The following is a 14567-nucleotide window of genomic DNA, read 5'->3' as shown; positions in this document are numbered from 1 at the left end:
GTTCTGCTCACTCATGGTCGTAACGTCCGAGGCTGATACGTTCATGGCCACCCAGGTCACGCCGGCTCTCCACCGCGCTGAAACCGCGCGCAGCCAGCAGCCCGCGCACTGCGGCGGCCTGGTCGAAGCCGTGTTCCAGCAGCAGCCAGCCGCTGGGTTCGAGATAGGCCGGCGCCTGCTCGATGATCAGGCGAATATCATCCAGCCCATCGACCCCGGCCACCAGCGCACTGCTTGGTTCGAAGCGCAGATCGCCCTCGCCCAGATGCTGGTCACCGGCGGCGATATACGGCGGGTTGCTGACGATCAGCTGATAACGCTGGCCGGCCAGAGCCGCAAACCAGTGACTCTCGCTGAAACGCGCATTGGCCAACTTCAGCCGCGCGCGGTTGCGCTCGGCCAGGGCCACCGCCTGCGGCACCCGGTCGACCCCGCTCACCTGCCAGGCCGGCCGCTCGCTGGCCAGGGCCAGGGCGATCGCGCCGGTGCCAGTGCCCAGGTCGAGTACCGCCGTGGGTGTGGCCGGAATCAGCTGCAACGCGGTCTCCACCAGCAACTCGGTGTCCGGGCGGGGAATCAGGGTGTGCGCCGCGACGTCCAGTTCCAGGCTCCAGAAACCCTGACGGCCGAGAATATGCGCCACCGGCTCACCGGCCTGGCGCCGCGCCAGGTCGGCGGCAAACCGTGCGCCTGGTGCGGCGTCGATTTCACGCTCGGGCCAGGTGTGCAGGTAACTGCGCGACTTGCCCAGGGCCTGGGCGAGCAACAGCTCGACGTCCAGCCGCGGCGTCGGCGAGTCGGGCAGTTCGGCATTGTTGAGCAGGGATTCGATGGTGGCCATGGCATTCGTCTGGTGGAGATTCGTAGGGTGGACAACCGCGCAGCGCTGCCCACCAGCGACACCTTGGTTATCCGCAGCAGATCAATCGCCCAACGCAGCCAACTGGTCGGCCTGGTATTCGGCGAGCAGCGGCTCGATCACCGCGTCGACGCCACCGGCCATCACTTCATTGAGCGAATACAGGGTCAGGCTGATGCGGTGGTCGGTGACCCGGCCCTGGGGGAAGTTGTAGGTACGAATCCGCTCGGAACGGTCACCGGAGCCCACCAGTAATTTGCGCGTGTCGGAAATTTCCTTGTGCGCGGCGGCTTCCTGCTGGTCCTTCAGTTTTGCCGACAACCAGGCCATGGCCCGCGCACGGTTCTTGTGCTGGGAACGCTCTTCCTGGCATTCGACCACCGTGCCGCTGGGAATGTGGGTGATGCGGATCGCCGAGTCGGTGGTATTGACGTGCTGACCACCGGCACCGGAAGAGCGGTAGGTGTCGATGCGCAAATCGGCCGGATTGATGTCGATGGCGGCCTGCTCATCCGGCTCGGGCAACACCGCCACGGTGCACGCCGAGGTGTGGATGCGGCCCTGGGATTCGGTTTCCGGAACCCGTTGTACGCGGTGGGCGCCGGACTCGAATTTGAGTTTTCCGTAGACATTCTCGCCTTCGACCCGGGCGATCACTTCCTTGTAGCCGCCGTGCTCACCTTCGCTGGCCGAGAGAATCTCGACCCGCCAGCCACGCCGTTCGGCATAGCGCGAATACATGCGGAACAGGTCGCCGGAGAAGATCGCCGCCTCGTCACCGCCGGTCCCGGCGCGCACTTCGAGAAAGACGTTGCGGCCGTCGCTGGGGTCTTTCGGCAACAGCATGCGCTGCAGGTTGTCTTCCAGCTCGATCAGCTTTTCTTTAGCCTCGCTGGCTTCTTCCTCGGCCATTTCCCGCATGTCCGGGTCGCTGTCCTTGAGCAGAGCCTGGGCACCCTCGAGATCGGCCTGTACTTTGCGAAACGCCCGAAACGCGCTATTAACCGGCTCGATCTCGGCATATTCCCGGGAATAAGCCCGGAACTGGTTCTGATTGCCGATCACCTCGGCGTCGCCAAGCAGCGCGGTCAGCTCTTCGAAGCGATCCTGCAGCATGTCGAGTTTGTTGATCAGGGACGCTTTCATTGCAAGCCTTTGTTGGACGGCGCGCCCTCATCGAGGGCAAAGAGTTCTTGGGCCACACCGAGCGCATCGACGCGGCCGTCGGCAGAGAGTTTTTTCAGTTGCACGCTGGGCGCATGCAACAGCTTGTTGGTCAGTCCGCGTGCCAGTTGCACCAGCACATCCTCGGCCGCAGCGCCGTTACTGAGCAGGCGCAGGGCCTTGGCCAGTTCTTCGTCACGCATGCGCTCGCCTTGCTGGCGATAAGCCTTGAGTACATCCACCGCGGCCAGCTCGCGCAGGCGCAGCATGAAAGTCTCGGCACCCACGGCCACCAGTTCTTCGGCCGCCTGCGCCGCACCCTGGCGGCTCTTCAGGTTCTCCTCGATCACCTCGTGCAGGTCGTCGACGGTATACAGGTAGACATCGTCGAGCTCGCCGACCTCGGCCTCGATATCCCGCGGCACGGCGATATCGACCATGAAGATCGGCTTGTGCCGGCGCAGCTTCAGCGCACTCTCCACCGCGCCCTTGCCGAGAATCGGCAACTGGCTGGCCGTCGAGCTGATGACGATGTCGCTGTGCACCAGCTCCTGAGGGATGTCAGAGAGCAGCACCGCATGCGCACCGAACTGCTCGGCCAGGCTGCTGGCGCGCTCCAGGGTACGGTTGGCCACGACGATGCGCTTGACCCCCTGCTCGTGCAGGTGCCGCGCCACCAGGCTGATGGTCTCGCCGGCACCGATCAGCAGTGCCTGGCTGCGGTGCATGTCGCTGAAGATCTGTTTGGCCAGACTCACCGCGGCAAACGCCACCGACACCGGGTTCTCGCCGATCGCGGTATCGGTGCGCACCGTCTTGGCAGTGCTGAAGGTGGCCTGAAACAAGCGCCCGAGCAGCGGCCCGACGGTGCCAGCCTCGCGGGCCACGGCATAGGCGGACTTCATCTGCCCGAGAATCTGCGGCTCGCCCAGCACCATCGAATCCAGCCCCGAGGCCACACGCATCATGTGGCGCACCGCGGCATCGTCCTCGAGCACATAGGCACAGGCGCGCAACTCATCGAGGCTGAGCTTGTGGTACTCGGCCAGCCAGACCAGCACCCCGTCGACGGTCAGTGCATCCTGTTCGAGGTACACCTCGCTGCGGTTGCAGGTCGACAGAATCGCCGCCTCACGACTGGCCGTGCACCGGCAGAGCTGCTGCAGGGCCTCGACCAACTGCTCTGGGGGAAAAGCCACGCGTTCGCGTACGGCCACCGAAGCGGTTTTATGGTTGATACCGAGGGCAATAAAGGCCATGCAAAGTCGCTGACAGGAAGATAGCGCGCAATTGTCCTACTTCGACCGAGTGAGAACAACCACCGCCGAATATTGTCTTATAAGGCACCAATCAGCTATCGAACCTCGTCCCATGGGCTTGCCCTACGGCTTGTGTCATGATGACCCGACCGCAGGTAAGTCGCCATTCTCCCTATGAATAGATCATTCGCATTGCTGGCCGCCCTGGCTTTATTAGGCGGTTGCCAGACATTTACCGCCTCCGCACCAGACGGCTCACCGCCAGTGGAAGAAGCCTCTGCCGTAGCAGAAGTGCCGAAGCCCGAAGCCTATAGCTCGTTCAGCCAGGAAACCCTGCTCGCCTTGCTTACTGCCGAACTGGCCGGGCAACGCAATCGCTTCGATATCGCCATCGGCAACTACGTGCAACAGGCCCAGGTGACCCAGGACGCTGGCGTGGCCGAGCGCGGCTTCCGGATTGCCGAGTACCTCGGCGCCGAGCAAGCGGCGCTGGATACCGCACTGATCTGGGCAAAAAACGCCCCGGACAGCCTCGACGCCCAGCGTGCCGCCGCCATTCAGCTGGCCCGCGCCGGCCGCTATGACGAAGCCATGGTCTACATGGAGCAGGTGCTGCAACGCAAAGGCAGCACCCACTTCGATTTCCTCGCCCTGTCCGCCATCGAAACCGATCCGGACACCCGCGCCGGCCTGCTGCAAAGCTTCGATCGCCTGCAGAGCAAGTACCCGGACAACGGCCAGCTGCTATTCGGCAAAGCCTTGCTCCTGCAGCAGGACGATCGCCCGCAGGAAGCCCTCGAGCTGCTCGAAGCACAATCGGCCAACCAGGACGAAATCCCCCCACTGCTGCTCCACGCACGGCTGTTGCAAAGCCTCAAGCGTGGCGATGAAGCCCTGCCACTGCTGCAAAAAGGCATCCGCCTGCACCCCGACGACAAACGCCTGCGCCTGACCTATGCGCGGTTATTGGTCGAACAGGACCGCCTGGACGACGCCAAAGGCGAGTTCGCCTCACTGCTGCAGCAATTCCCCCAGGACGACGACCTGCGTTTCTCGCTCGCCCTGGTCTGCCTGGAAGCCGAAGCCTGGCGCGAGGCCATCGTCTACCTCGAAGAGTTGGTCGAACGTGACAGCCATGTCGATGCCGCCCACTACAACCTGGCCCGCGCCTACGAAGCCCTCGGCGACAAGCCCAGCGCCTTGATCGAATACGCCATGGTCGGCCCCGGCGATGACTTCCTCCCGGCCCAGGCGCGCCAGGCACAGCTGCTGCTCGACAGCAAGCGCGCGGCAGAAGCCTCACAGCGCCTGAGCCAGGCCCGCAGCGCACAGCCCGACTATGCCATCCAGCTTTATCTGATCGAATCGGAAGCCCTGGCCAGCCACGAACAGCACGAACAAGCCTGGCAAGTGGTGCAGCAAGCGCTGGAGCAATTCCCCGACGACCTCAACCTGCTCTACACCCGCGCCATGCTCGCCGAGAAACGCGACGACCTGGATCTGCTGGAGCAGGACTTGCGCTTCATTCTCGAACGCGAACCGGACAACAGCATGGCGCTCAACGCGCTGGGCTACACCCTGGCCGACCGCACCACGCGCTACGACGAAGCCAAGGGCCTGATCGAACAAGCCCTGCGACTCAACCCCCAAGACCCGGCGATTCTCGACAGCCTCGGCTGGGTCAACTATCGCCTGGGCAACCTCGACAAAGCCGAGCGCCTGCTGCGCCAAGCGCTGGCGCGCTTCCCCGACCACGAAGTCGCCGCCCACCTGGGTGAAGTGCTCTGGGCCCAAGGCAAGCAGCGCGAGGCGCGCAAAGTCTGGGCCAATGCCCTCAAGCAACAACCTGACAGCATTTTATTGCGCAGCACTCTGCTGCGCCTGACCGGATCAGAGACGTTTTGATGTTCGCCCGCCCGCTCCTCGTGTTCAGCTTGATTGCCCTGCTCGCCGGCTGTACCGGCCTGACCTCCCGCGAATCCCTCGAAGGAGAAGGCAGCCCGGCGCTCTGGCAAAGCCATAAACAACAGATCAGCAGACTCGACGCCTGGCAAATCAGCGGCAAGGTCGGCATTCGCGCCCCGCAGGATTCCGGCAGCGGCACCCTGTTCTGGCTGCAACGCCAGGACTATTACGACATCCGCCTGTCCGGCCCGCTCGGTCGCGGCGCCGCACGACTGACCGGGCGCCCAGGCGACCTCCAGCTGGAAGTCGCCAACCAGGGGCGCTACCAGGCCGCCTCACCCGAGCAACTGCTGCAGCAACAGCTGGGCCTCAATCTGCCGGTCTCGCACCTGCTGTGGTGGATTCGCGGCCTGCCAGCGCCTGACAGCAAAAGCCGCCTGACCCTCGACCGCGACAGTCGCCTGGCACACCTGAGCCAGGACGGTTGGCAGGTCGAGTACCTGCGCTACACCGAGCAGGATGGCTACTGGCTGCCCGAGCGCCTCAAGCTAAGCGGTCACGATTTGCAAGTCACCCTGGTAATCAAGGACTGGCAACCGCGCCAGCTCGGCCAATGACCCCGCCGGCAATACCCGCCGCCGCCGAACTGAGGCTGCCGGCACCGGCCAAACTCAACCTGATGCTGCACATCCTCGGCCGCCGCGCCGACGGCTATCACGAGCTGCAGACCCTGTTCCAGTTTCTCGACTTCGGCGACGAGCTGGGTTTCGCCGTGCGCGCAGACGGCGCAATTCGCCTGCACAGCGACATCCCCGGCGTGGATCACGACAGCAACCTGATCGTGCGCGCCGCCCGTGCCCTGCAACAGCAGGCGGGCTGCGCGCTGGGTGCCGACATCTGGCTGAGCAAGCGCCTCCCCATGGGCGGCGGCATTGGCGGCGGCAGCTCGGATGCGGCGACCACCCTGCTCGGCCTCAACCGCCTCTGGCACCTGCATTGGGACGAAGAGCGCCTGGCCGGCCTGGGCCTGACCCTGGGTGCCGACGTACCGGTTTTCGTGCGCGGCCGCGCAGCCTTCGCCGAAGGCATTGGCGAAAAACTCACCCCAATGACCCTCAGCGAACCCTGGTTTCTCGTGGCAATTCCGCAAGTACTTGTCAGTACTGTGGAAATTTTCTCCGACCCTGAGTTGACACGGGATACGCCGCCCATTAAAGTTCGCAGCCTTCTTGAGGGGGGTAGTCGTAATGACTGCCAGCCAGTCGTCGAGAAGCGTTATCCAGAAGTACGTAACGCGCTGATCTTATTGAACAAATTCGTATCGGCAAAATTGACTGGCACTGGAGCTTGTGTGTTTGGGAGCTTCCCAAACAGGGACGATGCTGATAAAGTCGCCCGCCAACTTCCAGCCACTCTGCCAAGTTTTGTGGCACAAGGTCGTAACATCTCGATGTTGCACCGCGAGCTTGAAGTATTGGCAAAGAAGTGAATGCGTAGCATCAGTTACAGGGGCGTCGCCAAGCGGTAAGGCAGCAGGTTTTGATCCTGCCATGCGTTGGTTCGAATCCAGCCGCCCCTGCCATTACTGCCCTAGGGCAGCGATAAACTGACAAGCAGCATTGGGTTACACACGATACAGGGGCGTCGCCAAGCGGTAAGGCAGCAGGTTTTGATCCTGCCATGCGTTGGTTCGAATCCAGCCGCCCCTGCCATTTTCTATACTCATCCAGGTATACCCTCAGCCGGCAGGTACTGCGCGTGTCCAAGATGATGGTCTTTACGGGGAACGCTAACCCCGATCTGGCGCGACGTATCGTACGTCAGCTGCACATCCCCCTCGGCGATGCCTCTGTCGGAAAATTCTCCGACGGCGAAATCATGATTGAAATCAACGAAAACGTTCGCGGTAAAGACGTTTTCCTGATTCAGCCGACGTGCGCGCCAACCAACGACAACCTGATGGAACTGGTAGTGATGGCCGATGCCTTCCGCCGCTCCTCAGCTACCCGAATCACTGCTGTCATCCCCTACTTCGGCTATGCCCGCCAGGATCGCCGACCGCGCTCCGCCCGCGTGGCAATCAGCGCCAAAGTCGTGGCCGACATGCTCACCGTAGTAGGCATCGACCGGGTTCTTACCGTCGACCTGCACGCGGATCAGATTCAGGGCTTCTTCGATATCCCGGTAGATAACATCTACGGCTCACCAGTACTGGTGGACGATATTGAAGACCAACGCTTCGAAAACATGATGATTGTCTCCCCAGATATCGGTGGCGTGGTGCGTGCACGTGCGGTCGCCAAATCCCTGGGTGTTGACTTGGCGATCATCGACAAGCGTCGCGAAAAAGCCAACCAGTCCGAAGTGATGCACATAATCGGTGACGTAGAAGGCCGTACCTGCATCCTGGTCGACGACATGGTGGATACCGCCGGCACCCTGTGTCACGCGGCTAAAGCGCTGAAAGAACATGGCGCCGCCAAGGTCTTCGCCTATTGCACCCACCCGGTACTCTCGGGTCGTGCGATCGAAAACATCGAAAACTCCGTACTCGACGAGCTGGTGGTGACCAACACCATCCCGCTGTCCGCCGCTGCGCAATCCTGTTCGCGTATTCGCCAACTGGATATCGCCCCGGTAGTCGCTGAAGCGGTGCGCCGTATCAGCAATGAAGAATCGATCAGCGCGATGTTCCGTTAACGCGGAAATCGCCCTGAACGCGAAACGCCCTACTGTATTGGTGGGGCTTATTACCTAACCGTCCGGTCGCTGGTCGCAAGCGTGAAGGGCGGTTTGGTTATTTTGGAGAAGTGAAATGACCGTTGAATTTGCCCTGAATGCTGTAGTGCGTTCCGACCTGGGGAAAGGTGCGAGCCGCCGCCTGCGTCGTAACGTTGCCATGGTTCCTGCCGTAATCTACGGTGGCGACAAAGCCCCGCAGTCGATCAGCCTGCTGGCCAAAGAACTGGCCAAACTGCTGGAAAACGAAGCGTCGTTCAGCCACGTACTGACCCTGACCGTCGACGGCAAGAAAGAAAGCGTGCTGATCAAAGCCCTGCAGCGTCACCCAGCCAAAGAATTCGTGATGCACGCCGACTTCATCCGCGTCGTCGCCGGCCAGAAACTGCACGCCCACGTCCCCCTGCACTTCCTCAACCAGGAAACCGCGGTTGGCGTGAAGACCCAAGGTGGCGAAGTTTCCCACACCCTGGCTGAAGTTGAAGTTTCCTGCCTGCCGAAAGACCTGCCGGAATTCATCGAAGTCGATATGGCTGCCGTTGAAATCGGTCAGATCGTTCACCTGTCCAACCTGACCCTGCCGAAAGGTGTGGAACTGGTTGCACTGGCTCATGGCAACGACCTGGCAGTGGCTAACATCCACGCTTCGCGCGTAGCCAAAGAAGTAGACGCAGAAGCAGAAGAAGGCGAAGGCGAAAGCGCTGCCGAGTAATCTGCGCACCACCGGAAAACAGCCCAGGCGCATTAGCTGCTGGGCTATTTCCACGAAAGGGCTCCTGACATGACTGCCGTACAACTGATCGTCGGCCTGGGTAACCCCGGCCCCGAATACGACCAGACCCGGCATAATGCAGGGGCCCTTTTCGTTGAGCGCCTGGCTAACAGCCAGGGCGCCAAGCTCAGTGTCGATCGCAAATATTTCGGCCTGATGGGCAAATTCAGCCATCAGGGTCGTGACGTTCGCCTGTTGATCCCCACCACCTTCATGAACCGCAGCGGCCAGTCCGTGGCGGCCTTGGCGAATTTCTTCCGCATCGCGCCGGAAGCGATTCTGGTGGCCCACGACGAACTCGACATGCTGCCAGGCGTCGCCAAACTCAAATTGGGCGGCGGTCACGGTGGACATAACGGACTGCGCGACGTCATCGCCCAGCTCGGCAACCAGAATAATTTTTACCGCCTGCGGCTTGGCATCGGCCACCCGGGGCACAGCAGCATGGTGTCCAACTTCGTCCTCAGCCGCGCCCCGCGCAGCGAGCAGGAACTGCTCGACACCAGCATCGATTTCGCTCTCGGCGTACTGCCGGAAATGCTCGCCGGTGATTGGAGCAAAGCGATGCACAAGCTGCACAGCCAGAAAGCCACCTCTTAACTCTCCGCGAGGGACACACCATGGGATTCAACTGCGGCATCGTCGGCCTGCCCAACGTCGGCAAGTCCACCCTGTTCAATGCCCTGACCAAGGCCGGTATCAGCGCGGAGAACTTCCCCTTCTGCACCATCGAGCCGAACACCGGTATCGTGCCGATGCCCGACGCGCGCCTGGAAGCCCTGGCCGCCATCGTCAAGCCCGAACGCGTGCTGCCGACCACCATGGAATTCGTCGACATCGCCGGCCTGGTGGCCGGCGCCTCAAAGGGTGAAGGCCTGGGCAACAAATTCCTCGCCAACATCCGCGAGACCGATGCCATCGCCCATGTGGTGCGCTGCTTCCAAGACGAGAATGTTATCCACGTCTCCAACAGCGTCGACCCCAAGCGCGACATCGAGATCATCGACCTTGAGCTGATCTTCGCCGACCTCGACAGCCTCGAGAAGCAGCTGCAGAAGGTCACCCGCAACGCCAAGGGCGGTGACAAGGAGGCCGTGGCGCAAAAGGCCCTGATGGAAAAACTAATCCCACACTTCAGCGAAGGCAAGCCGGCGCGCACCCTGCTCAAGACCCTGAGCGACGACGACAAGCAGCTGATCAAGAGCTTTCACCTGCTGACTGTCAAACCGGTAATGTACATCGCCAACGTCGCCGAAGACGGCTTCGAGAACAACCCCCTGCTCGACGTGGTGCGTACCATCGCCGACGCCGAGGGCGCCATCGTGGTGCCGATCTGCAATAAACTGGAAGCCGAGATTGGCGAACTTGAAGACGACGAGAAAGCCGAGTTCCTCGCCGACCTGGGCATGGAAGAGCCCGGCCTGAACCGGGTGATCCGCGCCGGCTACGAGCTGCTCAACCTGCAGACCTACTTCACCGCCGGCGTGAAGGAAGTCCGCGCCTGGACCGTACGCATCGGCGCCACCGCCCCTCAAGCCGCGGCAGTGATCCACACCGACTTCGAAAAAGGCTTTATCCGCGCCGAAGTCACAGCCTACGACGATTTCATCCAATTCAAGGGTGAAGCCGGCGCCAAGGAAGCTGGCAAATGGCGCCTGGAAGGCAAGGAATACATCGTCAAGGACGGCGACGTCATGCACTTCCGCTTCAACGTCTAAGCACTTGATCACGCGCGAAAATTTTAGCATTTCAGGGTTGACAGAAACGTCCTATCCGCGAATAATGCGCGCCACATCGGCTACGTAGCTCAGCTGGTTAGAGCATAGCATTCATAATGCTGGGGTCCGGGGTTCAAGTCCCTGCGTAGCCACCAAACAAAACAAGGGTTTAGCGAAAGCTAAGCCCTTTTTTGTTTTCCGAAGTGACTACCAAGTGACTACGGCGTGCCCACAGCCGCAACGGCTAGTAAATCTTTACCGGCACCACTGCTGCTCACACGGAACACCATCATCGTTGCCATCCATCTTCGTTCCAGGGCAATTCTCAAGGAAGTACGTGGCCTCCTCACAGGAACGCATCTGTGAACAATGCGTTCGGCCATCACAGCTATAGGAAGATGCCGTCGAGGCAGATAATGAAGTCGCTGGCGATCTAGCGTTACTGAAAGCACCCGAAATCACTGGGCTGATCAACACGCTACCGTCGCTACCTATGTTGGTTATGACAGGGCTATCGGATGACTTCGGGTAGTACTGCCACACAGCAAAACCAATCGCGATAATCAAAAGCAGCTTTTTCATTCCGTAGACTCAAAGATCCCTATTTCGGCGCAGGATAGCTCTACACCAATTGATTAAGCATGAAACTCTCAATCAGCTCACCCACCTCAAGCCTCCCAAGGATTGATAACGGGAACGCCCAGGTAGTCAAAGTGCCGAACATTGCGCGTAGCGACTCGCGCATCATGCAAAGCGGCAATGGCAGCGATCTGCCCATCGGCCATATCCACGACCCTCCCTTTCGCCTCACTCTCAGCGGCTAAGCCGGCATAGTGAACAGCCGCTTCTGTATCAAACGGAAGAATACGGCCAGAAAAATCCTCTTCGAACATCAGCGTCGCCAGCTCTAACAAACCGTCCTTACGCTTGCCGTCAGGCATGCGGGCGATGCCGTAGAGAATTTCAGCAACGGTGATGGCACTGGTGAACAGCTCGCTTGAAGGCTGGGCATCAACCCACGCCAAGACTTCAGCAGCAGGCTTGGCCCGCATCAACTCTGAAAGCACGTTGGTATCCAGCAAGATCATTCGTCAAAGCTCGCGGCACGGGCCTTGTCCTTGCGAGCAGGCACTTCGAGATCCACCCCACCAACGGCAGCGAATCGAGCATTGATGCGACTACCCAAGCCACCGCTTTTTTCTGACTTAAACAGCGCATGGCGAATAATGACCCTGACCTCTTCTTCCATCGAACGGCCATGGCTTGCGGCAACAACACGCAGTTGAGCCTTGATGTCGTCGTCTAGGTTTCGAATAGTGATGCTGGCCATATCGCCTCCGAGTGAAATCATTGAATGCATTGCTATCACCTCGAAGTATATCCGCACTGCGCAAGGGGCGACAGCCTCAACGCCGACTCCAGATGATCGGGTGATAGATGTGCATAGCGCATGGTCATGGTGATCGAGGAATGGCCGAGGATTCGTTGCAGGCTGAGGATATCCCCTCCCACCATCATGTAGTGACTGGCAAAGGTATGCCGCAGGATGTGGGTTAGCTGCCCTGGCGTCTGGAAACCACAGCGTTCGTAAGCGCTTCGAAATGCCGCCCGGCAGGACATGAACAACCGACCGTTCCCAGGCATGGAAACCTTGAACGCAGCGTCTTCGACTGCCTTGGGTATTGGCACCGAGCGAGACTGCCGGTTCTTCGTCCGGTGAAAGTGGGCCTTGCCGCCAAAGATCGCTCCCCGCGTCAGGCTTTCCGCTTCATCCCAACGCGCACCAGTGGCCAAGCAGATCAGGGCAACCGGATAGGTATGGTTGTTCGTCGACTTCCTGCACTCATCGAGGAGCTGCCCAATTTGCTCCAGGGTCAGAAATGACAGCTCGGTCTGATCGGTCTTGATCTGGCGAACATTGGCCAGCGGGTTGATGCCTGACCATGCGCCCAAGCGAATCAGCTCGGAGAACACTGCGGACAAGTAGCGCTGTTCGTGATTTACCGTGCTGGGTGAGGCGTCTTTCAGACGTGACTGGCGATAACGCGCCCAGGCCAATGCATCGAAGTCGGAGACGCGAGGATCGCCCAGGCGCTCGACTACAGCCAGGGTTCGCGATAGCCGGGCTTTTTCATCCTTGAGCGAACAACCGTGCAAGGCATGCCAGACGCTAACCAGATCGGAGAGGCGATCATCGAGCGGTCTGCCGGTCTGATTCAGGGAGGCGAAGTAGTCCGATTCGTAACGCTGAGCAGCTGACTTGGTAGCAAAGCCCTTTTTGCGAATACGCCGACCGACACGACCATTCTCATAGAAATCAGCGGTCCAGGTTTTCCCATCTTTGCGAACCGTCATACCGCCCTGCCCCACCTAACGTTGCGCTCCTCCAGTAGCGCCTTGATGTGCTTGAACAGATCGCGTTCGCTCATTTCCTTAGCGGCGTAGTGGTCACGGATAACCGGCCAGCAGTCCCATTGCTGGAGGGTATCAAAAGCTTTTTTTGCGCCCACCCGCTCCCGTGCTGGTAGGCTTACGAAGTTTCCCAGGAATAGTTCCACGTTCTTGCCGGAGAAGCCGCGAGAGGTCTTGTAGTAGCGCTTGTATTCGGTGTTATCGAGCAGGGAGTCCACCGGCAGATCGACCCGCACGTCATCGCGGATCAGCGTCCAGATCGGCGCGAAGTAGCCAGGACGGGCCAATAGTTTGAATTGACCCAAACCATAGCGCCACAGACCGTCCAGATGGCCCGAGAACGCAGCAAACGACCGGGTGTCGATAGCTTCGCCTGTCTTGACGTCAACGGAGCCGCTGGCGAACTGCTGGATTATCGAATGGTGATAACGCAGCTCTACCCGCCAGACGTCTTGATCTGGGTTGTAGTTGTCCGGGTCGCTATCGCCGAAGCTGTCGCGGCGTTTCCACACGCGTTCCCAGTAGTCGAGTTTGTCGGTGGCGCGGGCTTGCTCGGTCTTGTTGTAGATCGTCAGCTGAACGCCACCAGCGGAGCCGAATGTAGTGCCTAGGATGTGGGTTAACTGTCCTGATGCCTGGAAACCGCAGCATTCATAGACGCTATGGAAAGCAGCACGGCAGGAGAGTGGCAATCGCCGCTTTAACCGTGTGTCGGCGCGGCTACTGTCCACTCAAACCGAGCGTTGATCCTGATGCGGTACGAGGAGCTACCCCTCAGCAGATACAGGTGCCACCTCGAAACACATGCGCCATCCCTCGTTATTGATCCCGAAACGCCCGATAGAGACCGTCCTGTCGGGGTACATCAGCTGAAACCGCTCACACAGCGTCATCGCGATTGCGTGCTTTACTTCCTGAGTACGATCTTCTGTAGCCACATCGACATTAACGAACCTGAAGTGTGCCCCTAGGGTCGGATCAGGATCTGGCAGGCGGCCCAGCGGCATCAACTCATCCGCGTATTCCTGTGCTGTTTTGCTCATGTCACATATCCTGTCTAAGGGCTTAATGATCGCTGGCGACTGATGCACGAGCTGTCGCTTGCGCCTGGATTGCTGGCTGCCCCTGCCTGCATCGTGCAGATCTGCGGACAAAGCTGGCGACTCAAGGACAAGCTTGAGACGGGACAAGTTCCCTGGGGAGATCTCGACCTCACGCCAATAAATGGTTTAGCGGACGGCTCGGTTTTTAACCGACACGGGCAGTCTGCACGGAGTTATCGGTTTTCGCCCAACCCTTACCTAGCCTTTCCACCTCACTGACCTCCTCTTACCCCGGCCGGGTGTCTCATGCATGCAGGGATGAACCATCCCAGACTTAAGGAGGCAGGCATGCTAGCGGGTCTTTCAATGCTCGTCCTGGCGGCGGCGTTTCTGCTGATGACCGGCTGCGCCTATCACGAGTACACGACCTCAGCAGGGACCATCACAGATGGCGCGGATCGCCATCATGCCACAGGGCATCACAAACCCAATCAGCACCCGAATGAAGAGCAAAAATGCCAACACCACAAACATCGCCAGCCGGATCGTGAGGCTGGTAAACACACGCATCGTTGAGATGCCACGCCCCGCCACTGCGCGGGGCTTCTGGTTTCGCCCTTACCTGCTACGCTTAAATCTCCGCCCGGTAGGCTGAGATGACAGCCCCGGACCTTCTGCTGACTAAGGAGGTGGCTA

The 14567-nt window shown here is 60.2% G+C and carries 16 protein-coding genes, 3 tRNA genes and 1 pseudogene; 11 read left to right on the top strand and 9 right to left on the bottom strand.

The window, feature by feature from the left end; all coding sequences use genetic code 11:
- Positions 1-7: 7 nt before the first annotated feature.
- The 3 genes from prmC to hemA form a co-directional block, all read right to left on the bottom strand.
- Positions 8-841: a peptide chain release factor N(5)-glutamine methyltransferase gene (prmC, locus tag B2D37_RS00230; RefSeq protein ID WP_079200842.1), complete on the bottom strand. Its 834-nt coding sequence runs from the start codon at positions 839-841 to the stop codon at positions 8-10.
- Between the two features lie 81 nt (positions 842-922).
- On the bottom strand, positions 923-2005 hold the full coding sequence (gene prfA / locus B2D37_RS00225) for a peptide chain release factor 1 (RefSeq protein WP_079200841.1): 1083 nt from the start codon (positions 2003-2005) through the stop codon (positions 923-925).
- Positions 2002-3282 carry a glutamyl-tRNA reductase gene (gene hemA, locus B2D37_RS00220; RefSeq protein ID WP_079200840.1) on the bottom strand — a complete coding sequence of 427 codons (1281 nt, stop codon included), beginning with the start codon at positions 3280-3282 and terminating at the stop codon, positions 2002-2004. The genes prfA and hemA overlap by 4 nt, the downstream gene beginning before the upstream one ends.
- A gap of 174 nt (positions 3283-3456) precedes the next feature.
- Here hemA and B2D37_RS00215 point away from each other — a divergent pair, with 174 nt between their 5' ends.
- From B2D37_RS00215 to B2D37_RS00170, 10 genes are all read left to right on the top strand, one after another.
- Positions 3457-5187, top strand: a complete 1731-nt coding sequence (locus B2D37_RS00215) for a tetratricopeptide repeat protein (protein WP_079200839.1) — start codon at positions 3457-3459, stop codon at positions 5185-5187.
- The gene (gene lolB, locus B2D37_RS00210; protein ID WP_079200838.1) at positions 5187-5804 is read left to right on the top strand and encodes a lipoprotein insertase outer membrane protein LolB; all 618 of its coding nucleotides are present in this window, start codon (positions 5187-5189) and stop codon (positions 5802-5804) included. The genes B2D37_RS00215 and lolB overlap by 1 nt, the downstream gene beginning before the upstream one ends.
- On the top strand, positions 5801-6676 hold the full coding sequence (gene ispE / locus B2D37_RS00205; RefSeq protein WP_079200837.1) for a 4-(cytidine 5'-diphospho)-2-C-methyl-D-erythritol kinase: 876 nt from the start codon (positions 5801-5803) through the stop codon (positions 6674-6676). The genes lolB and ispE overlap by 4 nt, the downstream gene beginning before the upstream one ends.
- Before the next feature lie 18 nt (positions 6677-6694).
- Positions 6695-6769, top strand: a tRNA-Gln gene (locus tag B2D37_RS00200).
- Positions 6770-6824: 55 nt separating this feature from the next.
- Positions 6825-6899: transfer RNA gene (locus B2D37_RS00195), tRNA-Gln, on the top strand.
- 46 nt (positions 6900-6945) lie between these two features.
- The gene (locus B2D37_RS00190) at positions 6946-7887 is read left to right on the top strand and encodes a ribose-phosphate pyrophosphokinase (protein WP_079204847.1); all 942 of its coding nucleotides are present in this window, start codon (positions 6946-6948) and stop codon (positions 7885-7887) included.
- Positions 7888-8002: 115 nt separating this feature from the next.
- The gene (locus B2D37_RS00185) at positions 8003-8638 is read left to right on the top strand and encodes a 50S ribosomal protein L25/general stress protein Ctc (protein WP_079200836.1); all 636 of its coding nucleotides are present in this window, start codon (positions 8003-8005) and stop codon (positions 8636-8638) included.
- Between the two features lie 69 nt (positions 8639-8707).
- Positions 8708-9298, top strand: coding sequence for an aminoacyl-tRNA hydrolase (pth, locus tag B2D37_RS00180; RefSeq protein WP_079200835.1), 591 nt, complete (start codon positions 8708-8710; stop codon positions 9296-9298).
- Between the two features lie 20 nt (positions 9299-9318).
- Positions 9319-10416, top strand: coding sequence for a redox-regulated ATPase YchF (ychF, locus tag B2D37_RS00175; RefSeq protein WP_079200834.1), 1098 nt, complete (start codon positions 9319-9321; stop codon positions 10414-10416).
- Positions 10417-10494: 78 nt separating this feature from the next.
- Positions 10495-10571, top strand: a tRNA-Met gene (locus tag B2D37_RS00170).
- Between the two features lie 100 nt (positions 10572-10671).
- Here B2D37_RS00170 and B2D37_RS00165 read toward each other — a convergent pair.
- The 6 genes and pseudogenes from B2D37_RS00165 to B2D37_RS00140 all read right to left on the bottom strand — a co-directional run bounded on the left by B2D37_RS00165 (position 10672) and on the right by B2D37_RS00140 (position 13871).
- The gene (locus tag B2D37_RS00165; RefSeq protein WP_079200833.1) at positions 10672-10998 is read right to left on the bottom strand and encodes an excalibur calcium-binding domain-containing protein; all 327 of its coding nucleotides are present in this window, start codon (positions 10996-10998) and stop codon (positions 10672-10674) included.
- Between the two features lie 86 nt (positions 10999-11084).
- Positions 11085-11504, bottom strand: a complete 420-nt coding sequence (locus tag B2D37_RS00160; protein ID WP_079200832.1) for a type II toxin-antitoxin system VapC family toxin — start codon at positions 11502-11504, stop codon at positions 11085-11087.
- Positions 11501-11746 (bottom strand): plasmid stabilization protein, encoded by a 246-nt coding sequence (locus tag B2D37_RS00155; RefSeq protein WP_079200831.1) that lies wholly within the window; start codon positions 11744-11746, stop codon positions 11501-11503. Before B2D37_RS00155 ends, B2D37_RS00160 begins: the two co-directional genes overlap by 4 nt.
- Before the next feature lie 35 nt (positions 11747-11781).
- Positions 11782-12771 (bottom strand): tyrosine-type recombinase/integrase, encoded by a 990-nt coding sequence (locus B2D37_RS00150; protein ID WP_079200830.1) that lies wholly within the window; start codon positions 12769-12771, stop codon positions 11782-11784.
- A pseudogene (locus tag B2D37_RS00145) lies at positions 12768-13427 on the bottom strand (hypothetical protein); the annotation flags it as partial. The gene B2D37_RS00150 and the pseudogene B2D37_RS00145, both read right to left, overlap by 4 nt.
- 168 nt (positions 13428-13595) lie before the next feature.
- Positions 13596-13871, bottom strand: a complete 276-nt coding sequence (locus tag B2D37_RS00140; protein ID WP_079200829.1) for a hypothetical protein — start codon at positions 13869-13871, stop codon at positions 13596-13598.
- Between the two features lie 348 nt (positions 13872-14219).
- On the opposite strand from B2D37_RS00140, the gene B2D37_RS22920 reads away from it, so the two are divergent.
- Entirely contained in the window at positions 14220-14447 is a 228-nt protein-coding gene (locus B2D37_RS22920; protein WP_154067008.1) for a hypothetical protein, read from the top strand.
- Positions 14448-14567: the final 120 nt, after the last annotated feature.

The sequence above is a fragment of the Pseudomonas sp. CC6-YY-74 genome, assembly GCF_002025205.1.
Taxonomy (GTDB): domain Bacteria; phylum Pseudomonadota; class Gammaproteobacteria; order Pseudomonadales; family Pseudomonadaceae; genus Aquipseudomonas; species Aquipseudomonas paeninsulae.
This window is presented reverse-complemented; position numbering and strand designations above follow the sequence as displayed.